Origin of the sequence: Prauserella oleivorans (assembly GCF_042685745.1) — a bacterium.
Classification (GTDB): domain Bacteria; phylum Actinomycetota; class Actinomycetes; order Mycobacteriales; family Pseudonocardiaceae; genus Prauserella_A; species Prauserella_A oleivorans.
In genome coordinates, this window is record NZ_JBHUNT010000001.1 from 5,199,193 (window position 1) to 5,223,167 (window position 23,975).

Below are 23,975 nucleotides of genomic sequence, written 5' to 3' on the forward strand. Positions count from 1 at the left end.
TTCAGGGTAGGCGGTCGGCCAGCCGCTCCAGTGCCTGCCGGTCGAGCGTGGTGAGCCGCTCGGCCTCGCTCTCGTTCACGGCGCCGCAGTCGAGCCCGCGGATCAGGTAGACGGCCAGTGCCTGCGCGGTGGCGGGTTCGTCGAGGACGCCGCTGCCGGTGCGCCCGACGTAGTCGCGCAGCCGTTGCGCGGCGGCGGGCACACCCTCGCGGAAGAACGTGTAGGTGGCCGCGAACCGGCTCGGCAACTGGTGGGGGTGCAGGTCCCAGCCCTGGTAGAAGCCGCGTTCGAGCGACCGGCGCACGAGCCGCAGATGCTCGGCCCATGCCGCGTGGACGGCGTTCGCGTCCCCGACCGGCAGCCGGTTGGTGGAGCCGTCGGAGAGCCGCACGCCCCGTCCGGCGGCCGCTACCTGCATGAACTGCTTGGCGAAGTCGGCGGCCGGGTGGTCCATGCTCTGGTACGCACCGCTGATGCCCAGGCCCGCGCTGTAGTCGTAGGTGCCGAAGTGCAGTCCGCTGCACCGGCCGCCGGCGGCCCGGACGATCCGGGGCAGCGCGACCGTGCCGTCGTCCGCGAGCACCGACTGCGCGGTCTCCACCTGCACCTCGAACCGCAACGTCCCCGCGGCGAGCCCGTAGGCCTTCTCCAGCTCGCCGAGCACCTCGGCGGCGGCCTCCACCTGCTCGACGGCCGTCACCTTCGGCAACGTCACGACGAACCCGGGCGGCGGTTCGCCGAGCGCGCCGAGGAACACATCGAGGGTGCGGATGCCGCGCCTGCGCGTGAGCGCCTCGAAGCTCTTGAACCGGATGCCGCAGAACGGCGTCGCCGGGGCGGCCGCGAGCTCTCGTGCCGCGCGCACCGCCTCGGCGTCCTCGATCTCGTCGCCGGGGCGGCCGTAGCCGTCCTCGAAATCGATGCGCAGGTCCTCGATCGGCTGCGTGGCCAGCTTGGCCCGCACCCGGTCGATGACCTCCGGCGACACGTCGAGGGCGGCGCCGTGCTCCTCGAGCACCGCCCGCGCCCGCTCGCCCCACTCGGCGACCAGCCCCGCGTGGTACCGGTTCGCCGGGACGTAGACGGTGTGCACCGGCTGCCTGCCGGCCGGCTCGCCGGGGTACGACGCGGCGACGCGCGCGTCCGCCTCGGCCAGTCGTGCGTCGATCCGCGCGTAGAGCTCCCCGGGGAGCCGACCGGCTTCGCTCATGACCCGGTTACTTGATGCGCTCGTAGGCGGGCAGGGTCAGGAAGTCGGCGTACTGCTCGGCGAGCGCGACCTCCTCGAACAGCTCGACCGCCGGGGTGAGCAGGTCGGCCGGGATCTCGCTCGCGAGCTCCTGCCGGGTCTCGTCGAGCACCTGGCGGACCAGCTCGCGCGTCACCTGCTGCCCGTTGTCCAGCGTGATGCCGTTCTGCACCCACTGCCACACCTGCGAGCGCGAGATCTCGGCGGTGGCGGCGTCCTCCATGAGGTTGTGGATGCCCGCTGCGCCGTTCCCGCCCAGCCAGGAGGCGAGGTAGCGCACGCCGACGTCGACGGCACCGCGCAGCCCCGCCTCGGTGGCCGCGCCACCGGCCGAGGCGATGTCCAGCAGCTGGTCCGCGGTGACCGAGACGTCCTCCCGGAGCCGGTCCACCTGGTTGGGCTTGTCACCCAGGACCTTGTCGAACTCCTCCTTGCACAGCGCGACCATGCCGGGGTGTGCCACCCAGGAGCCGTCGAAGCCGTCGCCCGCCTCGCGGGCCTTGTCGTCGCGGACCTTGGCGAAGGCCTTCTCGTTGGTCTCCGGGTCCTTGCTCGGGATGAACGCCGCCATGCCGCCGATGGCGAACGCCCCGCGCTTGTGGCAGGTGCGCACGAGCAGCTCGGTGTAGGCCCGCATGAACGGCGCCGTCATGGTGACGCTGTTGCGGTCGGGCAGCACGAACTTCTCGCCAGCGTCGCGGAAGTACTTGATGATGCTGAACAGGTAGTCCCAGCGGCCCGCGTTGAGGCCGGAGGCGTGCTCCCGCAGCTCGTAGAGGATCTCCTCCATCTCGAACGCGGCCGGGATGGTCTCGATCAGCACGGTCGCGCGGATGGTGCCGTGCGGGATGCCGAGTTCCTTCTCGGCGTGGGTGAACACGTCGTTCCACAGCCGCGCCTCGAGGTGGCTCTCCATCTTGGGCAGGTAGAAGTACGGGCCCTTGTCGTTGGCGAGCAGCGCGCGCACGTTGTGGAAGAAGTACAGCCCGAAGTCCACGAGCGCGCCGACGGCCTTGCGCCCGCCGAACTCGAGGTTGCGCTCGTCGAGGTGCCACCCGCGCGGGCGGACGACGATGGTGGCGTGCTCGACGTCGTCGCGCAGCGCGTAGTGCTTGCCGTTCGACTCGAGCTCGATGGTGCCGCGGATGGCGTCGGCCAGGTTGACCTGCCCGGACACCACGTTCTCCCAGTGCGGCGTGTTGGCGTCCTCGAAGTCGGCGAGCCAGACCTTGGCGCCGGAGTTGAGGGCGTTGATCGTCATCTTGCGGTCGGTGGGCCCGGTGATCTCCACCCGGCGGTCGCGGAGGGCGGCCGGAGCCTCCGCCACCTTCCACTCGGACTCGCGGATCTCCTTGGTCTCGGGCAGGAAGTCCAGCCGTCCGGTGCGCCTTGCCTCCTCGCGACGCTGCTTGCGGGCCTCCAGCAGCTTGTCCCGAGTGGTCGCGAAGGCGTCGTGCAGGCCGGCGAGGAACTCCAACGCCTCCTGGGTCAGCACCTCGTCGCCGCGCTCGACAGCGCCGCCGAGCACCCGAACTTCAGACATGCGAACACCTCAAACAAGGTCAGTAGGTTGGCCGATCCGGCCGTGGGACTGTCCCCGGCCACCTCAGCGTGACGATCATCTTGTTTTACATCTCGGACTATAGTTTCTACATTGCGGAAGCTCAACGCGAGAGGAGACGGTGTGGCCGCCGAGAGGTCTGGCAACGGCGGGGTGCAGTCCCTGCAACGCGCGTTCGAGCTGCTCGAGCGGCTCGCGGACACCGGAGGGGAGGCGAGCCTGTCCGAGCTGGCGACCTCGTCCGGACTGCCGATGCCGACGATTCACCGGCTCATCCGCACCCTCGTCTCACTCGGGTACGTGCGGCAGAACGCCAACCGGCGCTACGCGCTCGGGGCACGGTTGATCCGGCTCGGAGAGAACGCGAGCCTGCAGTTCGGCACATGGGCCCGGCCGCTGCTGGCCGAGCTCGTGGACGAGGTGGGCGAGACGGCGAACCTCGCCGTGCTGGAACGCGACGAGGTCGTCTACGTCGCACAGGTGCCCTCGAAGCACTCGATGCGCATGTTCACCGAGGTGGGCAGGCGGCTGCTGCCGCACGGCACCGGGGTGGGCAAGGCGATCCTGGCGCACCTGCCCGCGGACGACGTGCGGGCGCTGCTCGGGCGCACGGGCATGCCGTCCTACACCGAGCACACCTACACCGACGTGGACGTCTTCCTCAAACACCTGGAGGACATCGCCGAGCAGGGATACGCGCTGGACGAGAGCGAGCAGGAACTCGGCGTGCGGTGTGTGGCCGTACCGGTGGTGGGCGCGCCGACCCCGGCCGCCGTGTCGGTGTCCGGGCCCGAGGGCCGGTTGACGAAGGAGGCCGTCACCCGCATCGCGCCCGTGGTCCAGCGGATCGCGAAGGACCTGTCCGATCAGCTGGCCACCCGCGAGGAGCCGAGCTGACGATTCCGACCGCGCGTCAGTCGAGCAGGGCGTCGACGAACGCGCTCGGCTCGAACGGCGCCAGGTCGTCCGGCCCCTCGCCGAGTCCGACGAGCTTCACCGGCACGCCGAGCTCCCGCTGCACCTGGAAGACGATGCCGCCGCGAGCGGTGCCGTCGAGCTTGGTCAGCACGATGCCGGTGACATCCACGACCTCGGAGAACACGCGCGCCTGCGCCAGGCCGTTCTGACCGGTCGTCGCGTCGAGCACCAGCAGCACCTCGTCGACCTTGGCCTGCTTCTCGACCACTCGCTTGACCTTGCCGAGCTCGTCCATCAGGCCCGTCTTGGTGTGCAGCCGGCCGGCGGTGTCCACGAGCACCGCGTCCACCTGGGTGTCCACACCGCGCTTGACGGCGTCGAAGGCGACCGACGCCGGGTCGGCGCCCTCCTTGCCCCGCACGACCTCCGCGCCGACGCGCTCCGACCAGGTCTGCAACTGGTCGGCGGCCGCGGCCCGGAAGGTGTCGGCCGCGCCGAGCAGCACCTGCCTGCCCTGGGCGACGAGCACGCGGGCGAGCTTGCCGGTGGTGGTGGTCTTGCCGGTGCCGTTGACCCCGGCGACCAGCACGACGGCGGGCTGCTTCCGGCCGTCGACGGTGTGCGGCAGCGCCCGCACGGACCGGTCGGCGTCGGGCTGCAGGGCCTCGGTCAGCACGTCGCGCAGGGCCGCGCGCGCCTCGTCGGAGGTGCGCACACCCCGCACGGACAGCTCGGTCCGCAGCTTCTCGACGATCTCGGTGGTGGTCGCCGCGCCGAGGTCGGCGACGAGCAGCGTGTCCTCGACCTCTTCCCAGGAGTCCTCGTCGAGGTCGCCGGCACCGAGCAGGCCGAGCAGCCCCTGACCGAGAGCGGAGCGGGACTTCGAGAGCCGGCCGCGCAGTCGTTCGATGCGGCCCGCGGCGGGCGCGACCTCCTCGACCTCCGGGGCGGGAGCGCGCTCGGCCTCCGGAGCCGGCGCCGGCTCGGGCACGGGAGCGGGCGTGGGCTCCGGTGCGGGCTTCTCGACCTTCTCTGGTGTCTCGGGAGCCGGCGCGGTGTCCGGCGCCGCCTCCGCCTCCGGAGCCGGGGCCTGCTCGGGGGCCGGCGCAGGCTCGGAGGGCTCGGGCTCCGGAGGCTCGGGCGCCGTCTCCGGCTCGGCGGGTTCGGCAGGCGGAGCCACCTGCTGATCGGGCAGACCGACGTCGACGATGCCGCGGCGCGGCGCGTCCCTCGGGACGGCGGCGTCGTCGCCCACGCCGGGCTGGCCGTCGACCTCGGTGCGCTCCTCGACCGGATGCGGCGGCAGCTCGGTGTCGGTGCCGCCGCCCGGCGCGAAGGAGATACCGCCTCCGGCCTGGTACCGGCCGCCCTTCGGGAGCTTGCGCTCCTCCTCGCGCTCCCGTTCCAGGCTGATCTTGCGCCTGCGCGAGAGGGTCAGCCCGGCGACGAGCGCGACCAGCAGCACGGCGGCCACGACGACGATGATCCAGATCCAGGTGGTGCTTGACACGCTGCCATCCTCGCATCTACCAAGCCGACGAGCGGGACAACCCCTGAGCGAAGCCGTGGGAAGTCCACGCTCGGAGAACAATTTCGGCCAAATCTTCACCGAACCGCTTGCGCGGGCCGCCGACGTGGACTAGACCACTGCCGTGGCAGATCGCACGGACGCCCTGCGCGTGGCCGGCCTCCTCTCCGGGACGTCGGTCGACGGCATCGACGTGGCCGTCGCCGAGCTCTCCGCCGCCGACGGCGAGCTCGTGCTGACCCCGCGCGGCCAGTGGGAGCTGCCCTACCCCCGCGGACTGCGCGAGGACCTGCTCGCGGCGCTGCCTCCGGCAGGCTGCAGCGTCGAGCAGCTCGCCAAGCTCGACACCCGCGTCGGCCAGGCATTCGCCGCCGCCGTGCGCACCGCCGAGGCGCACACCGGCCCCGCCGACCTCGTCGCGTCGCTCGGCCAGACCGTCTTCCACTGGGTCGAGCACGGCACCGCCCGCGGCACACTGCAGATCGGGCAGCCGGCCTGGATCGCCGAACGCACCGGCCTGCCGGTGGTCGCCGACTTCCGCGTCCGCGACGTCGCGGCGGGCGGGCACGGCGCGCCGCTGGCCAGCACGCTCGACGCCCTCTGGCTCCGCCCGGTCGTGGAGCGCGAGGGACACCCCGCCGCCGCGCTCAACATCGGCGGCATCGCCAACCTCACCGTCGTGCACCCTGGCGGCGAGGTGCTCGCCTACGACACCGGGCCGGGCAACGCGCTGCTCGATCTCGCCGCGACCCGGGTCACCGGCGGCTCCCAGCACAGCGATGTCGACGGAGCGCTCGCGTCGCGCGGCACGGTCCGCCGGGACCTGTTGAACCGGCTGCTCGCCGACCCGTACTACGCCGCCGCACCGCCCAAGTCCACCGGCAAGGAGCACTTCCACGCCGGCTACCTGGGCGAGGCCCTCAAGGGACTGCCGCCGATCGAGGACGCCGACCTCCTGGCCACGCTCACCGAACTCACGGCCACCACCGTCGCCGACGCCTGCGCCCGGCACGACGTGCACACCGTGTTCGCCTCCGGCGGCGGCGTCCGCAACCCGGCACTGCTGCGCGCGCTCGGCGCCCGCCTCACCGTCGTGCCCAGCGACGAGCTGGGCCTGCCCGCGGGCGCCAAGGAGGCCTACCTCACAGCGGTGCTCGGCTGGTTGACCTGGCACGGTCTCGCGGGCAACGTGCCCAGCGCCACCGGTGCCCGTGGCCCCCGATTGCTCGGCAGCATCACCCCCGGCGAGAAGCCGCTCGCCCTCCCGTCCTCACCGCAGCCGCCCGTCTCCCGGCTGCGAGTGGCCAACCCGACCGAGAAACGGTAGGAGAGACCAATGCGCGCACTGGACCTCGCGATCATCGCGATCTTCCTGCTGGCGACCCCGCTGCTGGGCATCGCACTGGGTGGTAAGCAGAACTCGTCCAGCGACTACTTCGTCGGCAACCGCCAGGTCCCGTGGTGGGCGGTCACGTTCTCGGTCGTCGCGACGGAGACCTCGACCCTCACCGTCATCAGCGTGCCCACGGTCGCCTACCTCGGCAACGTCACCTACCTGCAGCTCGCGATCGGCTACCTGATCGGGCGCGTGCTGGTGGCGTTCGTGCTGCTGCCGCGCTACTACGCCGGCGATCTGGTGAGCGCGTACGGGTTCCTCGGCAAGCGGTTCGGCAGCGGTCTGCAGGGCACCGCGTCGGTGACGTTCCTCGTCACCCGCCTGCTCGCGGACGGCGTGCGGCTCTTCGCCACGGCGATTCCGGTGAAGATCGTGCTCGAGGGGCTCGGTCTGGACGTCTCCTACTGGATCATCATCGCCGCGATCGCGGTGTTCTCGGTGATCTACACCTACGTCGGCGGCATCCGCGCGGTGATCTGGGTCGACGTCGTGCAGATGGGCATCTACGTCCTCGGCGCCGTCGCGGCGGTGTTCGTGCTCGCCGGCCGACTGCCGGACGGCTGGCTGGGCGCGGCCGCCGACGAGGGCAAGTTCCAGCTCTTCGAGTTCGGCTCCAACATCCTCACCGACCAGTACGCCTTCATCACCGCGGTCGTCGGGGGTGCGCTGTTCGCGATGGCGTCCCACGGTGCCGACCAGCTCATGGTGCAGCGCCTGCTCGCCTGCCGGACGGTGCGCGACAGCCAGAAGGCCGTGATCGCCAGCGGGCTCGTCGTCTTCGTCCAGTTCGCACTGTTCCTGTTCGTCGGCGCCATGCTGTGGTCGTTCTACGACGGCGCGACGCCGGACGAGCTCGGCCTGTCCAACAGCGACGAGCTGTTCCCGACCTTCATCGTCGAGCACCTGCCGAACGGGCTGGCCGGGTTGCTGATCGCCGGCATCCTCGCCGCGGCGATGAGCACCATCTCCTCGTCACTGAACTCGCTGTCGACGTCCACCATCAGCGACCTGTACCAGCGCTTCACCAAGAAGCAGCCCTCGGACGCGACGGTGCTGAAGCAGGCCAAGCTCTGGACGCTGATCTGGGCGGGCGTGTTCGTGGCGTTCGCCTCGATGTTCACCAGTACCGAGCAGCCGATCGTCGAGGTGGGCCTGAGCATCGCGAGCTACACCTACGGCGCGCTGCTCGGGGCGTTCTTCCTCGGCATCCTTGTCAAACGCGCCCGGCAGGCCGACGCGATCGTGGCGTTCGTCTGCACCATCGTGGTGGCGGCCGTGTTCGTGCTCGGCGTCGAGTTCACAGTGGACGGCGAGCAGGCACCGCTGGCGTTCCCCTGGTACGTCCCGCTGGGTGTGTTCGTGACGCTGCTCGTGGGCGGCCTGCTGTCGCTGCGACACCGCACGCCGGACCCCAAGGCCACCGAGCCTGCGCCTCAGGAGGTCGGCTGACCGGCGAGGTCACGCCTCGATGGGCTCCGCCTGCGCGGCATGCCGCTCGGTACGCATGCGCTGCGAGATCACCTTTGTGATGCCGTCGCCCTGCATGCTCACGCCGTAGAGCGCGTCGGCGATCTCCATGGTCGGCTTCTGGTGCGTGATGATGATGAGCTGCGAGTTGTCCCGCAGCTGCTCCAGCAGTCCGATCAGCCTGCGCATGTTGGTGTCGTCGAGCGCGGCCTCGACCTCGTCCATCACGTAGAACGGCGACGGGCGCGCCCGGAAGATCGCCACCAGCATCGCCACGGCCACCAGCGACTTCTCCCCGCCGGAGAGCAGGGAGAGCCGCTTGACCTTCTTGCCGGGCGGGCGTGCCTCGACGTCGACACCGGTGGCGAGCATGTCGTCCGGCTCGGTCAGCACCATGCGGCCCTCGCCACCCGGGAAGAGCACCGAGAACACGGTCTCGAACTCGCGTGCGACGTCGTGGTAGGCGCTGGTGAAGACCTCGAGAATCTTGTCGTCGACCTCTTTGATGACCGTCAGCAGGTCCTTGCGAGTCGCCTTGAGGTCCTCCAGCTGCGTGGAGAGGAATTTGTACCGCTCCTCCAGCGCGGCGAACTCCTCCAGCGCGAGGGGGTTCACCTTGCCCAGCAGCGACAGGTCCTTCTCCGCGCGCTTGGCACGGCGCTCCTGGGTGGCGCGGTCGTAGGGAATGGGCTGGGGCTCCATCACCGTCTCGCCGCGTTCCTTGGCGGCCTCGTACTCGGCCAGCTCGCCGGGACCGGGCGGCACCGGGACATCCGGGCCGTACTCGGAGACGAGGTCGTCCAGGCCGATGCCGAACTCCTCGGTGATCTTGGTTTCGAGCTGCTCCAGCCGGAGCCGCTGCTCGGCGCGCAGCACCTCGTCGCGGTGCACGGCGTCGGTGAGCTTCTCCAGCTCGCCGGTCAGTTCCCGCACCCGGCTGCGCACCTGCGCGAGCGCGCTCTCCCGCTGCTCGCGCCTGGCCTGCGCGGCATCCCGCTCGGCGGCGGCCCGCTGCAACGACGTCTCGATGCGCTCCAGTGCGATCTCGCCACCGTTGACCACCGCTGCCGCGACCTCGGCCCCGCGCTTGCGCGCGATGCGTGCCTTCTCGGCTCGTTCCCGGGCCTGCCGTTCGGCTTCGGCGGCACGGCGCAGCGAGTCGGCCTTGCCCGCGATGCCGCGGGCCCGTTCCTCCGCGGTCCGCAGGGCGAGACGCGCTTCGACCTCCTCCTGGCGCACCTCGGCCAGCGACTCGGCGGCCTCGTCGCGCTCCGTGGTGTCGGGGTCCTCGTCCACCGGCTGCTCGGCCACAGCCGCCAGCCGCTCCTCCAGCTCGGCGAGCTGCGCGAGCACGTTCTCGCGGTTCTGCTCGACCTTGGCCCGCTGGTTCCGCAGCCGGTCCACTTCGGATTCCGCCGAGCGCGCGGCCTGCTCGAGGCTGCTGAGCCGCTCGCTGGAGCGGGCGCGGCGGACCTTGGCCTCGTTGAGCGCTTCCTTGGCCGCGGCGACCTCGGCACGCCGGTCCTGCTGTTCGGCCCGCGCACCTTCCAGTTCCGCCGACGCCCGCTGCAAGGCACGCTCGGCGGCGGCGAGCCGGTCCTGCGCCTCGTCGACGGCCGCCTGTACCTCGATCACGCTCTCATCGCGCGCCGAACCGCCGACCGCCCAGTGCTCACCGAACACGTCACCGTCGCGCGTCACGGCGGTGACACCGGGATGGGCGGCGACGAGGTCGCGCGCGTCCTCCAGCCGTTCCACCACGGCGACCCGGTCGAGAGCCCGTTCCACGGCCGGCCGCAACGGGTCCGGCGCCGCGACGACCTCGCGCGCCCAGCGCGCTCCGTCCGGCAGCGCGGGCCAGTCCGAGGTGTCCACAGTGGAGCGTGCGGCACCGAGCAGCAGACCGGCCCGGCCGGACTCGTTGTCCTTCAGGTACCGCAGCGCGGCAAGGGCGTCGTCGCCCGCCGCCACCGCGACGGCATCGGCCACCGGGCCGAGCGCGGCGGCCAGCGCGACCTCGTAGCCGGTGTCGACCGTGAGCAGCGCGGCCACCGAACCCAGCAACCCGGGCAGCTCGTCGGCCGCGCCGAGCAGGGCGCCCGCGCCGTCCTTGCGGTTGAGCCCCATCGACAGCGCGTCGACCCTCGCCTTCTCCGAGGCGATGTCGCGCTCGGCGGCACGTTCGGCCTTGACGAGCTCCTCGACGCGCTGTTTGGCGGCGTTGTTCGCCTCGACGGCGCGGTCGTGCCGCTCCTGCAGCCCGGCGTCGTCGGTCTCCTCGACCCCGCCTTCGGCCCGGGCGCGCTCCAGCTCCTCGGCGGCAGCCTCGGCGCGGGCCTCGGCCTCCTCGATGCCGGTGGTGAGCCGTTCGATCTCCTCGGCCGTCGCGTTGTTCTTGCTCCGCAACGCCTCGACCTGCCCGGTCAGCTTGGCGATACCCTCCCGCCGGTCGGCGATGGCCCGCACGGCCGCCATGTGCGCGCGCTCGGCCGCCTGCACGGCCTGTTCGAGGTGTTCGCGCCGCTCGACGGTCTCCGACAGCATCGCCCGCGCCTGCGCGACGGCCTCGTTCAGCTCCTCCTCGCGCTCGGCCGCTCGCTGAGCCTCGGCGAGCAGCTCCTCCGGGTCCCGGCCCGAACCGCCCGGGTCGATCTCCGTGGACAGGTGCCGCTGCCGCTCGACGGCCAGCCGTACGGTGCCACGCAGGCGTTCGGCCAGAGCGGAAAGCTTGTACCAGGTGTCCTGGGCAGCGGCCAGCCGTGGCGCGTCCTCGGCCAGCGCGCCTTCCAGCTCCGCCTGCTCCGAGCTCGCGACCTCGAGTGCCTGCTCCACCTCGGCCCGGCGGGCGCGCGCGGCCTGCTCGTCGGCCTCGTCCTTGGCGATTTCGGACCGCTGGGTCACAAGGTCGTCGGCGTGCAGCCGCAGCTTCGCGTCGCGCAACTCCGCCTGCACGACCTGTGCCTTGCGTGCGATCTCGGCCTGCTTGCCCAGGGGTTTGAGCTGGCGGCGCAGCTCGGTGGTCAGGTCGTTGAGGCGGTCGAGGTTGCCCTGCATCGCGGTGAGCTTGCGCAGCGCCTTTTCCTTGCGCTTGCGGTGTTTGAGCACACCGGCGGCCTCCTCGATGAACGCGCGGCGCTCCTCGGGTTTGGCCTGCAGGATCTCCGACAGCTGTCCCTGGCCGACGATGACGTGCATCTCCCGGCCGATACCGGAGTCCGACAGCAGTTCCTGGATGTCGAGCAGTCGGCACGTACTGCCGTTGATCTCGTACTCGCTCGCGCCGTCACGGAACATGCGGCGGGTGATCGAGACCTCGGTGTAGTCGATGGGCAGCGCGCCGTCGGAGTTGTCGATGGTGAGCGTCACCTCGGCGCGGCCCAGCGGCGCCCGGCCCGCGGTGCCGGCGAAGATGACGTCCTCCATCTTCCCGCCGCGCAGGTCCTTGGCGCCCTGGGTGCCCATGACCCAGCGCAACGCGTCGAGCACGTTCGATTTGCCGGATCCGTTCGGCCCGACCACGCACGTGATGCCGGGCTCGAACCGCAGGGTGGTCGCCGACGCGAACGACTTGAAGCCTTTGAGCGTCAAGCTCTTGAGGTACACGCGGCGCGACCTTTCCCCTCACCGACTCCCTTTTCCAATCGGCAGATGCTACCCGGCACCACCGGCGGGTCGTGGGACGACGGGCCGGGCGAGCTCCACCGCGACCTGCCACTTGTGCCTCACCTGTCACAGGCGCCGCCTGCGTCACCGGCGCCCCAGAGGGGCGGTCAGCGCTCGACGAAGCCGCTCAGCCCGCCCTTGGGCTCGGACCAGTGCTCGGCCACGTGATCCACTCGACCGGGTGGCTCGCCGGAACGCAGCAGCTCCAGCAACCGCTCACAGTCGTCCTTGGGCCCTTCCGCGACCACCTGCACCCTGCCGTCGGCCAGGTTGGTCGCGCTGCCGACGAGCCCGAGCTCGAGCGCCCGGCTGCGCGTCCACCAGCGAAAACCGACTCCCTGCACCATGCCGTGCACCCAGGCTGTCAGCCGGGTCGTGTCCTGTTGCTCCGCCACGGCCCCATGGTGCCGCACGACGGTGGTCGCGCAGAGTTAACCCAGCGCGCTGGATCACTCGCCCGCCGTTACCCGGCGGTGGTACTGTGCCGCCGTCCGCCAATCGGGTTATCTGTACCACTCCGGAGGAGTCCCGCATGACCCCCTCGCCCGGGTCACAGTCGCGCGCCGAGGTCGCGCCACCCCGCGAGTCCACGGGACGTCTGCAGCGCACCGGCTACATCGCGCTCGCCGCCAGCGGTCTGGTGCTGGCGACGGCGTTCGGCGCGGTCGCACAGGTCACGGGCGGCACCGCGGCGCAGGAGTCCGCCGGCGGCGTCCAGTCCAGGTCGGCCCAGGGCACGGGCGGCGGCACCGGCGGCCCCGAGTTGGTGCCGGGCCAGGCGATCCCGGGCCGGACGACCGTCGTCGTCGACGGCGTGGCCGTCACGGGCACCATGCCGGCCTCGTCGACCTCCCCGACCACCGTGGTCAGCGTCGGCCCCGACGGCAGGCCCACCACCACGGTCATCACGCCCACCTCGACCGCGACGAAGCCGGGAACGGGGACAGGGACCTCGTCCCGTTCGGACCTGCCCTCCGGCGGCCCGGACGAGCCGACCTCGACCACGACGCGGCAATCCACGACGACGCCGCCACAGACATCGTCGCCGACCACAACGGCCTCGATGACCGTGTCCCCCACCACGACCACGACATCGACCTCGGATCCAGCCGACACCTCGTCGACCACCCCGTAACCCCCGGCACGGGGACGCCTGGGCAGGCTGAGAAGAGGCTGTGAATTCCGCCCGCGCGGGGACGATCGGGGCCTCGTCGTACGTTGGAACAGTCGTAAGACACCAACAGCGACACCACCCTCGAGGTGACAACGACATGACCACAGCGTTCTCGCAGGCCGCCTTCAGCACCGGAAACCGGGTGCCGCAGCTGCCCACGATGCCGACGGGTTGGCCGATTGGTTCGTACGCCACGTACGAGGAGGCGCAGCGCGCGGTCGATCACCTCGCGGACAACGACTTTCCGGTGCACGACGTCACGATCGTCGGTGTGGAGCCGATGCTGGTGGAGCGCGTCGCCGCGCGGCTCACGTGGGGCAAGGTGCTCGGCAGCGGCGCCGCGTCCGGCGCGTGGTTCGGTCTCTTCGTCGGCCTGCTGCTCGGCATGTTCACCCCGGGCGCCGCGCTTGCCCCGATCCTGATCGGACTGATCTCCGGTGTGGGCTTCGGCATGGTGTTCGCCGCGATCAGCTACGCGGCCACCAAGGGGCGCCGGGACTTCGTCTCGCACAGCCAGATCGTGGCCACGCGGTACGACGTGCTCGCGCAGCCGCGCAGTGCCGAACAGGGCCGCGACATGCTCGCCAGGTTCGCCATGAGCTCGGCCGCCCGGTGAGTCAGGTGCCGCTCGGCATGGTGGACGCAGCGGCGGCACCCGGTCCCGGGTTCCTCCGTCGCGGCCTGCCGAGCCGGAGCAGCTGACGCCACTGGCGGGGATCGTGGGTGGCGGGCGCGGTCTCGGTCAGGAACGCGCGCAGCACCCGGAGAAACCGGTCCGGCTCGGAGTGGTGCGGGAAATGTCCCGCGCCGGGGAACACTTCGAGCCTGCTGGCCGGCATCGCCTGATGAGCCAGCTCCGCGTGTGGGGTGGGCACGACGTTGTCGCGGCCGCCCCACACCAGCATCGTGGGCATGTGCTCGGTGAGATAGCACCGGTCGAGCATGTTGACCACCTGTCCCCGCCAGTCCACCACCGACCGCAGCGTGCGCAGAAACGCTTGCCTGCTCGGGCTTTCGCCGAGCCGGGCGTAGCGATCGAGCACGTAGTCGAAGTCGTCCCCCAGTCCCAGTGCACCCGTGGTCCGGACCAGCTCACGCATTCCCCGGAACAGCGCCTGTGCCACCGGGGTGCCCGCGAGGGGATGAGCAGTTCGGCGCCGGGCGCCGCAGCAAGCCGCAGCAGCGGATGCACCTGCTTGGCCACACCACCTGACGACACCAGCACCAGCCGCTCGCACAGCTGCGGGAACTGATAGGCGAATTGCATGGCCACGCCGCCACCGAGGGAGTGGCCGACCACGCTGACGCGCTCGATGTCCAGTGTCGCCAGAAGGTCCCGCATGCCGCAGGCATAGGCCGCCACGGAGTAGTCCGCACGCGGCTTGTCCGAACCGCCGTGGCCCAGCAGGTCCGGCGCGATCACGGTGAACTCCCCCGTCAACGCGGCGAGCACGTCCAGCCAGGTCGCCGAGTCGTCACCGATTCCGTGGATGAACAGCACCGCGGGGCCGCGCCCCGCCATGCGGTACGCGCGCCGGTACCCGTGGATGACGCGGTACCGCAGGCCGAGCGGGTCCGCCTCTCCGCCCGCGAGGGTGAGATCCGGCCGGTCGTGTGTCCGCACCCGTCCAATGCAGCACGGCGACGTTACCGACCGCGTTTCCGCCGTGTTGCTTCTTCACGGCCCGGGCGTGGCGGCCGGACCGTTCAGCGCCGGACCCGCGGCTTGGGCTGGCAGCGCGGGCAGGAGAAGGACGACCGGTTCATGAACGGGTCCCGCCGGATCGGCGTGCCGCACCGCGCGCACGGCTCACCCTCCCGGCCGTAGACGTTGAGCGACCGGTCGAAGTAGCCCGACTGGCCGTTGATGTTGACGTACAGCGCGTCGAACGACGTGCCACCCGCGACCAGGGCCTCCCCCATGACCGCAGACGCCGCCGTGAGCACGCTCTCGGCCTGCGCCCGGGTCAGCCGCGTGGTCGGGCGCGCCCAGTGCAGCCGGGCCCGCCACAGGGCCTCGTCGGCGTAGATGTTGCCGATCCCCGAAACGAGCGTCTGGTCGAGCAGCGCCCGCTTCACCTCGGTGCGCCTCGACCGCAACGCCGCCGCCGCGGACGGCAGGTCGAACAGCGGATCCATCGGGTCGCGCGCGATGTGGGCGATGGTGGCGGGCACCAGGGTGCCGTCGGACTCGGTGAGACCGGCCAGTGCCAGGCCGCCGAACGTGCGCTGGTCGACGAACCGCAGCTCCGGGCCATCGTCGGCGAACCGGAACCGCGCCCGCAGGTGCTTCTCGTCCGGCGTGCCCGGCGGTTGGACCAGCATCTGGCCGCTCATGCCGAGGTGGGCGAGCAATGCCTCACCGTCGGCGAGTTCCAGCCAGAGATACTTGCCGCGCCGCCGGGCCGCGTCGATCTTGACCCCGCCGAGCCTGCCGGTGAAGTCCTCGACACCCGGCACATGCCGACGGATGGCACGCGGATGGAGGACGTCGACCGAAGCGATGACACGCCCCGCGACGTGCCGTTGGAGGCCGGCGCGGACGACCTCGACCTCGGGCAGTTCGGGCACGGAATCAGCGTAACCGGACGGGCCCTCAGGCCTGCTCGTCCAGCTTGAGTTCCTCGGACAGCGCGCGCCAGGCCGACTCGGCGGCCTTCTGCTCGGCTTCCTTCTTCGTCGTGCCGTCGCCATGGCCGAGGTCGCGGCCACCGACGAACACGGTCGCGCTGAACTCCTTGCGATGATCCGGACCGGTGTCCTCGACCTTGTACTCGGGCACGCCGAGTCCCGCCGAGGCTGTCAGCTCCTGCAGGCTGGTCTTCCAGTCCAGGCCGGCGCCGCGCAGCGGGGCCTCGGCGAGCAGCCGGCCGAAGAGCCGGTGCACGAGCTCCCGTGCGGTCTCCATGCCGTGAGCGAGATACGTCGCCCCGATCACGGCTTCGAGACCGTCGGCCAGGATGCTCGCCTTGTCCCGGCCACCGGTGAGCTCCTCGCCCTTGCCGAGGAGCAGGTGCGCGCCGAGACCGCCCTCGCCGAGCCCGCGCGCGACGCCGGCCAGCGCATGCATGTTCACCACGCTGGCGCGCAGTTTCGCGAGCTGACCCTCCGGCAGGTCGGGATGACGGCGGTACAGGTGATCGGTGACCACCAGCCCCAGTACCGCGTCCCCGAGGAACTCCAGCCGCTCGTTGGGTGGCAGCCCGCCGTTCTCGTAGGCGTACGAGCGGTGGGTGAGCGCAAGGGTCAGCAGCTCGCTGTCGAACTCGACACCGAGCGCCTCGAGCAGTGGTGTGGGATCTGCTGCCGGACGTGCCGGCGACTTACCCCCCATTACCTGCGACCTCAGGCCGGCTCGACAACCTGACGGCCGCTGTACTGGCCGCACGCCGGGCAGGCGACGTGCTGGGGCTTGAGCTGCCTGCACGCGCGGTTGGGGCAGGCCACCAGCTGCACCGGGGTCGCCTTCCACTGGGCGCGGCGCGAGCGGGTGTTGGAACGCGACATCTTCCGCTTCGGGACGGCCACGACTGGTTCTCCTCATCAAGGTCTGCTCGCGGGCGCGAGCCTTGCTTGCCGAATTCGGGGCGAGCTGGTGCTCGTCGGGCGTTACCGGTCCGAGCCGTTCGACTTCTCGCCCGAAGTGTCCTCCAGGCGCTCGACCAGCGCGGCCCACCGAGGGTCTATCGTCTCATGCCCGTGTCCGGGCTCGAGATCGGCCCACTTCACGCCGCATCCGGAGCACAGTCCGGCGCAATCCTCGCTGCACAGCGGCACCAGCGGCAGGGCGAGGACGATGGCGTCGCGGATCACCGGCTCGAGGTCGATCCGGTCGTCGACGACGCGGCTGACCTCGTCCTCCTCCGTGGTCTCGTCGGTGGTGGAGTCCGGGTAGGCGTACAGCTCGGTGACGTCCACCTCGACCTCGTCGGCGATCGGGTCGAGGCAGCGCGAGCACTGGCCGGTGGTCCGCGCGGAGGCCGTGCCCGTGACGAGCACACCCTCGACCACGGACTCCAGCAGCAGGTCGAGGGTGATCGCCGAACCCTTGGGCACGATGATCACGTCGGGCACCCCGAGCGGCTCCTCCACGGTGATGTCGAGCCGCAGCTCACGGCTGGAGCCCGGGCGGCGGCCCAGCTCATGGGTATCGATCAGCCACGGACTGCGCGCACCGGCACGCTCCTGGCTGAAGCTCTCGTCAGGCATCGGATTCTTCGAAGATCGGGGGAAGGGCGGCAGCCGCCGGGCGACGGCGGGTGCCTCGTCCTTCAGGGTACGCGAGCGCGGGAGGTCAGTGCGCCTGGTAGTCGTAGACGGCCCCGCGGCCGCCGGCCAGGTGAGGCGCCCGGAGGTGGTTGCGTCCTGAATCCACGGTGCGCAACGTCGTGGACAGCAGCTCGGAGAACTCGGCGAGCTTGCCGTCCACGTAGGCGTCGCAGTCCGCGCGCTGCCGGTCGGCCTCGGCGTGGGCCTCGTCGACGATCCGGGCGGCCTCGCCGTGCGCGGCCTGGACGACCTCGGTCTGCGCGACCAGCCTGGCCTGCTCGTGCCTGCCTTCCTCGACGGCGCGGTCGTAGGCGTCCCGGCCGGCCTGAATCATGCGCTCGGACTCGGCGCGGGCGCGCTCGGTGAGCTCGCGGTACTCCGCCTGGCCCGCCGCGACGGCGCGCTCGGCCTCCGCGTGGGCGTCGGCCACCAGCTGCTCCGCCCGCGCGCGTGCCTCGGCGACGAGCCGCTCGGCTTCCGCGTTGGCCTCGGCGACCGTGCGCTCGGCCTGCTCGGTGGCCGAGCTGAGGGTCGACTCGGCCTCCGTACGGGCCTTCTGGAGGATCTCGTCACGCTTGTCGAGCACGTCCTGCGCGTCGTCGACCTCGGCCGGCAGCGCGTCGCGGATGTCGTCGAGCAGTTCCAGGGTGTCACCGCGCGGCACCACACAGCTGGAGGTCATCGGGACGCCCCGCGCCTCCTCCACGATCGTGACGAGCTCGTCGAGAGCCTCGAACACCCGGTACACGGCAACTCCCTCGCACCATCGATCCCGTGGGCAGGGCTCCAGTGTGCCCGGTGCGGCGCGAGAAATCGGTGACCGAGCCCGCACGGGCGTGTCAAGCGTCCGAGCGGGCCCTCCCGATCACCCGATCACGCGACGATGAGCACGAAACTCGCGTAGTGGTCGTCGGTGTAGAAGTACTCGCCGCCGTCGCCTGCGACGATGCGCCGGGCCCCGCGGTCGTCGCTGCCGGGCGTCTCGACGGTGTACTCGGCGTAGTAGCCCTCGGCACAGTCGGGCAGCAGGCCCTCGCGGTTGTAGAACGTGCTGCCGTCCTCCGGGTACGGGAACGGGCCGTCCGACTGGATCAGCTCGTAGGTGTCGGTGGCCTCCGGCGGCAGCTCGCTCAGCGGCCCCTGCTCGAAACCGGAGGTGTCGCCACACTCGGCCTGCGCGACGCTGGCCGGGGCGGCGGGCAGGGACTGGGCTCCCGCGGTGACCGCTCCGCCCCCGACGAGGGCGGCCATCAGGGTCAGCAGAACGGCGATGACACGCGATCGGTGGTTGGTCATTTTCGTACCGTAACGAGACCGCGTGAGCGCGACATGGCGAGAACGTGAACTACTCGCGCTCGGCCAGCCTCGCCATCAACCGCTCGTGAACCACCTTCGGCACCATCTGCGACACGTCCCCGCCGTAGGTCGCGACCTCCTTGACCAGCGAGCTGGACAGGAAGCTGTAGGCCGGGTTGTTCGACATCAGCAGGGTCTCGACGCCGGAGAGCTCCCGGTTCATCTGCGCCATCTGCAGCTCGTAGTCGAAGTCGCTGACCGAGCGCAGGCCCTTGGCGATCGCCTGGATGTCGTGCTGCCTGCAGTAGTCCACGAGCAGCCCGTGCCAGGAGTCGACGCGGACGTTGGGCAGTTTGTCGGTGACCTCGCGCAGCATCTCCATGCGCTCGGAGATCGTGAACAAGCCCTGCTTCTTCTTGTTGATCAGCACGGCAACGACGACCTCGTCGAACAGCTGCGCCGCCCGTTCGATGATGTCGAGGTGTCCGTTGGTCGCTGGGTCGTAGGAACCGGGACATACCGCTCGCCGCATGGCGCGGACGCTACCAAGCGCACCCCGCTTACGCGCGGGATGTGACGGAGTACTCGGCCCAGTACAGGGCGGTGTCGCCGTAGCGTTTGGTCCGCACCGGCGCCAGCCCCTCGGGCCAGCTCGGTTCGCCGTCGCGCAGGGCCCGCTCGACGATCACCAGAGCGGTCTGCGTGAGCCAGCCGCGCGCCACCAGGTCACCCAGCACGGCGGTCAGTCGCGCGTCCTCCAGCGCGTACGGCGGATCGGCGACGACGAGGTCGAACGGCGCCGCGGCGGCCTCCGCCACCACGGCTTCGACCTTCCCGTGCCGGACGGTGCCGCCGAGGCCCAACGCGGTGACGTTGGCGCGCAGCACCTCGACCGCGCGCCGGTCGGCCTCCACGAAGAGCACGTCGGCCGCGCCGCGGGAGAGCGCCTCGAGCCCCAGCGCGCCGGAGCCGGCGTAGAGGTCGAGCACCCGGGCGCCGTCGAGTTCCCCCGCCACGTCCAGGGCGTTGAACAACGCTTCCCGCACGCGCTCCGAGGTCGGCCGGGTGCCGCGCGCCGGAACGCGCAGGGTGCGCCCGCCTGCCCGGCCCGCCACGATCCTGGTCACCCCGGCATCCTCGCACCGACTGTGACACTCGGCGGGACCTGGTGCTGCGGTCAGGCCGGAGCGCGTATTGTCGTTCTTCCCCTTCCCGGCGATTTTGCTGCAGGAGCGCTGAGTGTCGGAACCTCGGGTCAGACGGGCCGAGATCGCCATCGAACAGTCCCACGTGGATCGCGTGTACACCCGGCTCGCCGAACTTCGGCAGCAGGCCGAGGCCATGCGGGCCAAGGGCTACGAGATCGGCCACGGCGCCCAGCGAGAGGCCGTGTTCGAACAGGCGTCCATGCTGTTCGAGCGCGACATGATGGTGTTCCACGCCAACCAGACCCTGCAGACGCTCGACGCCGAGTACGAGGGTCTGGTGTTCGGCAGGCTGGACCACACGAGCGGCGAGACCGTCTACGTCGGCAGGCTCGGCATCCGCGACGCCGAGTTCGAGAACCTCGTCACCGACTGGCGCGCGCCCGCGGCCGCCGCGTTCTACCAGGCCACCGCCGAGGAACCGATGGACGTCGTGCGGCGGCGCGTGATCCGCTGCTCCGGCCAGTCGGTGCTGGACGTGGACGACGACGTGCTCATGCCGGAGTCCGTGCCCGCCGACATGCCGGTCGTCGGCGAGGGCGCCTTGATGGCGGCGCTGGGGCGGTCGCGCGGCGAGAAGATGCGCGACATCGTCGCCACCATCCAGAAGGAGCAGGACGAGGTCATCCGGGCCCCGTGGCGCGGCGTGACCGAGATCACCGGCGGCCCCGGCACGGGCAAGACCGCCGTCGCGCTGCACCGGGCGGCCTACCTGCTGTACCGCTACCGGCGCCAGCTCGGCGGCGCGGGCGTGCTCGTGATCGGCCCCTCCGGCGTGTTCACCAACTACATCTCCCGGGTCCTGCCGTCGATGGGCGAGACCAACGTCGAGCTGCGCGCGCTCGGCGAGGTGCTCGACGGCATCGAGGCCACCCGGCACGACCCGGCACCGCTCGCCGCGATCAAGGGGTCGCTGCGCATGCGCAAGGTGCTGCTCAAGGCCGTCCGCGACACCCCACCGGACGCGCCGACCGAGATGCGGATCGTCTACAAGGGCGAGGTCCTCAAGCTGGACGCCAAGGAGCTCGAGAAGGTCCGGCGCAAGGTGCACACGCAGGGCGGGCCGCCGAACCGGTCGCGGGTGCGTGCCGCGGAGACGCTGCTGGAGGCACTGGCCGACAAGGCCGAGGAGTACGCGCGCGCCGACAACCGCACCGTCGACCGCGCCGAGCTCATCACCGAACTCGGCGAGCGCATCGACTTCCACCGGTTCCTCGTCGTGTGGTGGCCCGTGCTCTACCCCGCCGAGGTGCTGCGCTGGCTCGGCGACGAGCGCAGGCTCGCCCGCGCGGCGAAGAACGTCCTGAAGCGAGACGAGATCGCGTTGCTCGCGGCGTCGATGCGGGACCGTTCGCGCGGCTGGACGGTCGCCGACATCGCCCTGCTCGACGAGTTGCGGGTGCTCGTGGGCCCACCGCCGAAGCGGCGGCGGCGCCACCGCGTGGAGCTCGACGCCGAACAGGCCCGGGACTCCCGCGACTCCGCCACCCGGCAACGTCCCGAGCACTACGACGAGTACTCCCACATCGTCGTCGACGAGTCCCAGGACCTCTCCCCCATGCAGTGGCGGATGGTCGGCAGGCGCGGCAAGTACGCGAGCTGGACGGTGGTCGGCGACCCAGTGCAGAGCTCGTGGCCCGACCCCGCCGAAGCCGCACAGGCGCGCGAGCAGGCGTTCGGCGCGAAGACCCAGCACCGGCGCTACACGCTGCGCACGAACTACCGCAACTCGGCGGAGATCTTCGACCTGGCCGCCCGCGTGGTGGCCGGGCATGCCGCCGAGGGCGACCTGCCGCACGCCGTGCGCACGACCGGGCTCACACCGCAGATCCGCACCGTGGACGACACCACGCGCGAGATCTCGGTGCAGACCGCGGCGAAGGAACTGCTCGACGCCGTCGACGGCACCGTCGGCGTGATCTGCGCGATGGACCGCGTGCCCGAGGTCGAGAAGTGGCTCGCCGGACAGGCGGAGGACCGGCTCAAAGTGGTCGGGAGCCTCGACTCCAAGGGGCTGGAGTACGACGCCGTCGTGCTGGTGGAGCCGACCGAGCTCATCACCGAGTCGCTCACCGGCAGGCGCGTGCTCTACGTCGCCCTGACGCGGGCCACGCAGCAGCTGACCGTACTGGCCTCGGACGAGACGTGGCTGGACGGTGGGAATGCGGAGGGCGCCCCGGCGCGTTGATCGGAAACGTGACCTCCCTGCGTGACATCCCCCTGTCCGTGCTGGACCTCGCCCCCGTGGTCAGCGGATCCGACGTGTCCACCGCGCTGCGCAACACCCTCGACCTGGCGCGGCACACCGAGCAGCTCGGCTACCACCGCTACTGGCTGGCCGAACACCACAACATGCCGGGCATCGCGAGCTCGGCCACTGCCGTGCTGATCGGTCAGGTCGCGGGCGCCACCGAACGGATGCGCGTCGGCTCCGGTGGGGTGATGCTGCCCAACCACGCGCCGCTGGTGGTGGCCGAGCAGTTCGGGACCCTGGAAGCGCTGTACCCGGGCCGCATCGACCTCGGCATCGGCCGGGCGCCGGGCACCGACCAGCGGACCGCCTACGCTCTGCGCGGGCGCGCCGGTCTGAGCGCCGAGGACTTCCCACAGCGGCTGGCCGAGCTGATCGCCTACTTCGAGCCGGACCCCGACCGGCCCGTCAACGCCGTCACGGCGGAGGGTCACCGGCCGCCGGTGTGGCTGCTCGGGTCGAGTGGGTTCAGCGCGCAGCTGGCCGGCATGCTCGGGCTGCCGTTCTCGTTCGCCCACCACTTCAGCGCCGAGAACACCCAGCCCGCGCTGCGGCTCTACCGGGAGTCCTTCCAGCCGTCGGCGGTGCTCGACGAGCCGTACGTGATGCTCGGCGCGTCCGTGGTGTGCGCCGACACCGACGAGCGCGCGCAGTGGCTGGCCGCGCCGTACGGGTTGAACTTCCTCAGCCTGCGCAAGGGCAGGCCGATTCCGCTGCCGACCCCGGAGGAGGCGGCCGAGTACCCCTACACCGACCTGGACCGCGCGTTCATCGAGGACCGGATGGCCAGCAACATCGTCGGTTCGCCGGAGACCGTCCGCAAAGGACTGGAGTCCCTGCTCGCGGACACCGACGCCGACGAGCTCGTCATCACGACCATGGTCCACGACCACGAGGACCGGAAGCGCTCCTACGAGCTGGTGGCCGACCTCGCCCGCCGGGCGTAGCAACCCGCGCGGTAGGCCGTGTCGGCCGTTCCGGTAGCCGTGTCGGCCATTCCGGTAGCCGTGTCGGCCATTCCGGTAGCCGTGTCCGCCGCTGGCGTCACCGTGTCCGCCGTTGGCGTCACCGTGTCCGCCGCTGGCGTCCCGCCGACGCGGCTCGCCCGGACCACACCGGGCCAGCCGGCACTCCCCGAACTCAGCAGCGGGAGGAGTCGGTCAGCAGCCGGCCGATCACCTCGAGAACCGGTGTAACTGCCGCGAGTTCGCTCGCATCGACAGTCGCGCACTCGGTGACCGCCGCGCCGACGACCTCGTGGCCGGACACACCGTCGAGGGCGGCGCAGAGCTGCTCGACGGTCAGGCCACCGGGTTCGTGGTAGTAGGTCCCGCCGAACGTGGCGGGATCCAGCACGTCCAAGTCGACATGGAGGTAAACCGGCCCGGAGCCCGTCGCCGCCAGGGTGTCGCGGACGTCGGCCGGATCCGCGGGTGGCGGCACGTGCCGGACGAGTCCGTCCACAACGGCCTGCCGCTCCGCGGCGTCGAACGCCCGCGTGCCCAAGAGCACCGCATGTCCACGCTCCAGCGGCGGGCCGGCTGCGAACTCGGCGTCACCATCGCCGAAGAGCGAACGCAGCACCATCCCGTGGAACGCACCTGACGGTGAGCTCTCCGCGGTGTTGCAGTCCGCGTGCGCGTCGAACCAGACGACGGTGAGCTCACGTCCGTGTCGGAACCGCGCGACCCCCGGCGGAACGAGATCCACGGCACAGTCGCCGCCGATGGTCAACACCGCCCCGTCGGGCGATTCCAGCGCGGACAACTGGGCATCGCGGTTGGTAGTCAACGCGGCTCGGTTGCCGATGCCCGCGACCGTCGGGGACCCGCCCGGCCGGACGGGCAGTTCGCGAACGTCAGCCCCGAGAACGTCGGCCGCCAGAGCGGCCAGCGCCCGGCACCCGTCAGGAAGCCGGGCGGCCGCGCCGTCCCACAACGCACCCTGCCATTGAGGCACCGCGTGTATCTCCACGACGCCGACCGTACCGAGCGACCA

The 23,975-nt window shown here is 71.2% G+C and carries 22 protein-coding genes and 1 pseudogene; 6 read left to right on the forward strand and 17 right to left on the reverse strand.

Annotation, left to right across the window (positions count from 1 at the left end; translation table 11 throughout):
- Position 1: 1 nt before the first annotated feature.
- Both ACFSZT_RS25600 and aceB read right to left on the reverse strand, forming a co-directional pair.
- The gene (locus tag ACFSZT_RS25600; RefSeq protein ID WP_377384818.1) at positions 2 to 1,210 is read right to left on the reverse strand and encodes a DUF6986 family protein; all 1,209 of its coding nucleotides are present in this window, start codon (positions 1,208 to 1,210) and stop codon (positions 2 to 4) included.
- A 7-nt stretch (positions 1,211 to 1,217) separates the two neighbouring features.
- Positions 1,218 to 2,792, reverse strand: a complete 1,575-nt coding sequence (gene aceB / locus ACFSZT_RS25605; RefSeq protein WP_377384816.1) for a malate synthase A — start codon at positions 2,790 to 2,792, stop codon at positions 1,218 to 1,220.
- A 141-nt stretch (positions 2,793 to 2,933) separates the two neighbouring features.
- On the opposite strand from aceB, the gene ACFSZT_RS25610 reads away from it, so the two are divergent.
- Positions 2,934 to 3,707 carry an IclR family transcriptional regulator gene (locus ACFSZT_RS25610; protein WP_377384814.1) on the forward strand — a complete coding sequence of 258 codons (774 nt, stop codon included), beginning with the start codon at positions 2,934 to 2,936 and terminating at the stop codon, positions 3,705 to 3,707.
- 16 nt (positions 3,708 to 3,723) lie between these two features.
- On the opposite strand, the gene ftsY is transcribed toward ACFSZT_RS25610, so the two are convergent.
- Positions 3,724 to 5,238, reverse strand: coding sequence for a signal recognition particle-docking protein FtsY (gene ftsY / locus ACFSZT_RS25615; RefSeq protein ID WP_377384813.1), 1,515 nt, complete (start codon positions 5,236 to 5,238; stop codon positions 3,724 to 3,726).
- 142 nt (positions 5,239 to 5,380) lie between these two features.
- On the opposite strand from ftsY, the gene ACFSZT_RS25620 reads away from it, so the two are divergent.
- Positions 5,381 to 6,583, forward strand: a complete 1,203-nt coding sequence (locus ACFSZT_RS25620) for an anhydro-N-acetylmuramic acid kinase (RefSeq protein ID WP_377384811.1) — start codon at positions 5,381 to 5,383, stop codon at positions 6,581 to 6,583.
- Between the two features lie 9 nt (positions 6,584 to 6,592).
- Positions 6,593 to 8,101: a sodium:solute symporter gene (locus ACFSZT_RS25625; RefSeq protein WP_377384809.1), complete on the forward strand. Its 1,509-nt coding sequence runs from the start codon at positions 6,593 to 6,595 to the stop codon at positions 8,099 to 8,101.
- A gap of 9 nt (positions 8,102 to 8,110) precedes the next feature.
- Here ACFSZT_RS25625 and smc read toward each other — a convergent pair whose 3' ends face one another.
- The 3 genes from smc to ACFSZT_RS25640 form a co-directional block, all read right to left on the reverse strand.
- The gene (gene smc, locus ACFSZT_RS25630) at positions 8,111 to 11,722 is read right to left on the reverse strand and encodes a chromosome segregation protein SMC (RefSeq protein ID WP_377384806.1); all 3,612 of its coding nucleotides are present in this window, start codon (positions 11,720 to 11,722) and stop codon (positions 8,111 to 8,113) included.
- 167 nt (positions 11,723 to 11,889) lie between these two features.
- Positions 11,890 to 12,177, reverse strand: a complete 288-nt coding sequence (locus tag ACFSZT_RS25635) for an acylphosphatase (RefSeq protein WP_377384804.1) — start codon at positions 12,175 to 12,177, stop codon at positions 11,890 to 11,892.
- Positions 12,178 to 12,394: 217 nt separating this feature from the next.
- Positions 12,395 to 12,898, reverse strand: coding sequence for a hypothetical protein (locus tag ACFSZT_RS25640; protein WP_377384803.1), 504 nt, complete (start codon positions 12,896 to 12,898; stop codon positions 12,395 to 12,397).
- 155 nt (positions 12,899 to 13,053) lie between these two features.
- Between ACFSZT_RS25640 and ACFSZT_RS25645 the strand changes: the two genes are divergently transcribed.
- The gene (locus ACFSZT_RS25645) at positions 13,054 to 13,572 is read left to right on the forward strand and encodes a general stress protein (protein ID WP_377384802.1); all 519 of its coding nucleotides are present in this window, start codon (positions 13,054 to 13,056) and stop codon (positions 13,570 to 13,572) included.
- Position 13,573: 1 nt separating this feature from the next.
- Here ACFSZT_RS25645 and ACFSZT_RS25650 read toward each other — a convergent pair whose 3' ends face one another.
- The 10 genes and pseudogenes from ACFSZT_RS25650 to rsmD all read right to left on the reverse strand — a co-directional run bounded on the left by ACFSZT_RS25650 (position 13,574) and on the right by rsmD (position 19,648).
- On the reverse strand, positions 13,574 to 14,080 hold the full coding sequence (locus tag ACFSZT_RS25650; RefSeq protein WP_377384800.1) for an alpha/beta fold hydrolase: 507 nt from the start codon (positions 14,078 to 14,080) through the stop codon (positions 13,574 to 13,576).
- A pseudogene (locus tag ACFSZT_RS25655) lies at positions 14,080 to 14,478 on the reverse strand (alpha/beta fold hydrolase); the annotation flags it as partial. The pseudogene ACFSZT_RS25655 and the gene ACFSZT_RS25650, both read right to left, overlap by 1 nt.
- Before the next feature lie 185 nt (positions 14,479 to 14,663).
- Positions 14,664 to 15,527, reverse strand: a complete 864-nt coding sequence (mutM, locus tag ACFSZT_RS25660) for a bifunctional DNA-formamidopyrimidine glycosylase/DNA-(apurinic or apyrimidinic site) lyase (protein ID WP_377384799.1) — start codon at positions 15,525 to 15,527, stop codon at positions 14,664 to 14,666.
- Positions 15,528 to 15,552: 25 nt separating this feature from the next.
- A complete protein-coding gene (rnc, locus tag ACFSZT_RS25665) occupies positions 15,553 to 16,290 on the reverse strand; it encodes a ribonuclease III (protein WP_377384798.1) in 738 nt (245 codons plus the stop codon).
- 11 nt (positions 16,291 to 16,301) lie between these two features.
- Positions 16,302 to 16,484, reverse strand: a complete 183-nt coding sequence (gene rpmF, locus ACFSZT_RS25670; protein ID WP_377384797.1) for a 50S ribosomal protein L32 — start codon at positions 16,482 to 16,484, stop codon at positions 16,302 to 16,304.
- Between the two features lie 81 nt (positions 16,485 to 16,565).
- Positions 16,566 to 17,165, reverse strand: a complete 600-nt coding sequence (locus ACFSZT_RS25675; RefSeq protein ID WP_377384795.1) for a YceD family protein — start codon at positions 17,163 to 17,165, stop codon at positions 16,566 to 16,568.
- A gap of 85 nt (positions 17,166 to 17,250) precedes the next feature.
- The gene (locus tag ACFSZT_RS25680; RefSeq protein WP_377384794.1) at positions 17,251 to 17,973 is read right to left on the reverse strand and encodes a DivIVA domain-containing protein; all 723 of its coding nucleotides are present in this window, start codon (positions 17,971 to 17,973) and stop codon (positions 17,251 to 17,253) included.
- Between the two features lie 125 nt (positions 17,974 to 18,098).
- The gene (locus tag ACFSZT_RS25685) at positions 18,099 to 18,521 is read right to left on the reverse strand and encodes a ribonuclease domain-containing protein (protein WP_377384793.1); all 423 of its coding nucleotides are present in this window, start codon (positions 18,519 to 18,521) and stop codon (positions 18,099 to 18,101) included.
- Positions 18,522 to 18,570: 49 nt separating this feature from the next.
- The gene (coaD, locus tag ACFSZT_RS25690; RefSeq protein ID WP_377384792.1) at positions 18,571 to 19,053 is read right to left on the reverse strand and encodes a pantetheine-phosphate adenylyltransferase; all 483 of its coding nucleotides are present in this window, start codon (positions 19,051 to 19,053) and stop codon (positions 18,571 to 18,573) included.
- 28 nt (positions 19,054 to 19,081) lie between these two features.
- On the reverse strand, positions 19,082 to 19,648 hold the full coding sequence (gene rsmD, locus ACFSZT_RS25695; protein ID WP_377384790.1) for a 16S rRNA (guanine(966)-N(2))-methyltransferase RsmD: 567 nt from the start codon (positions 19,646 to 19,648) through the stop codon (positions 19,082 to 19,084).
- Positions 19,649 to 19,760: 112 nt separating this feature from the next.
- On the opposite strand from rsmD, the gene ACFSZT_RS25700 reads away from it, so the two are divergent.
- Both ACFSZT_RS25700 and ACFSZT_RS25705 read left to right on the forward strand, forming a co-directional pair.
- Complete coding sequence (locus tag ACFSZT_RS25700) at positions 19,761 to 21,914, forward strand: HelD family protein (protein WP_377384788.1); 2,154 nt, start codon at positions 19,761 to 19,763, stop codon at positions 21,912 to 21,914.
- Between the two features lie 8 nt (positions 21,915 to 21,922).
- Positions 21,923 to 22,924, forward strand: a complete 1,002-nt coding sequence (locus tag ACFSZT_RS25705) for an LLM class flavin-dependent oxidoreductase (RefSeq protein ID WP_377384787.1) — start codon at positions 21,923 to 21,925, stop codon at positions 22,922 to 22,924.
- Between the two features lie 193 nt (positions 22,925 to 23,117).
- Here ACFSZT_RS25705 and ACFSZT_RS25710 read toward each other — a convergent pair whose 3' ends face one another.
- Positions 23,118 to 23,951, reverse strand: a complete 834-nt coding sequence (locus tag ACFSZT_RS25710) for an arginase family protein (RefSeq protein WP_377384786.1) — start codon at positions 23,949 to 23,951, stop codon at positions 23,118 to 23,120.
- Positions 23,952 to 23,975: the final 24 nt, after the last annotated feature.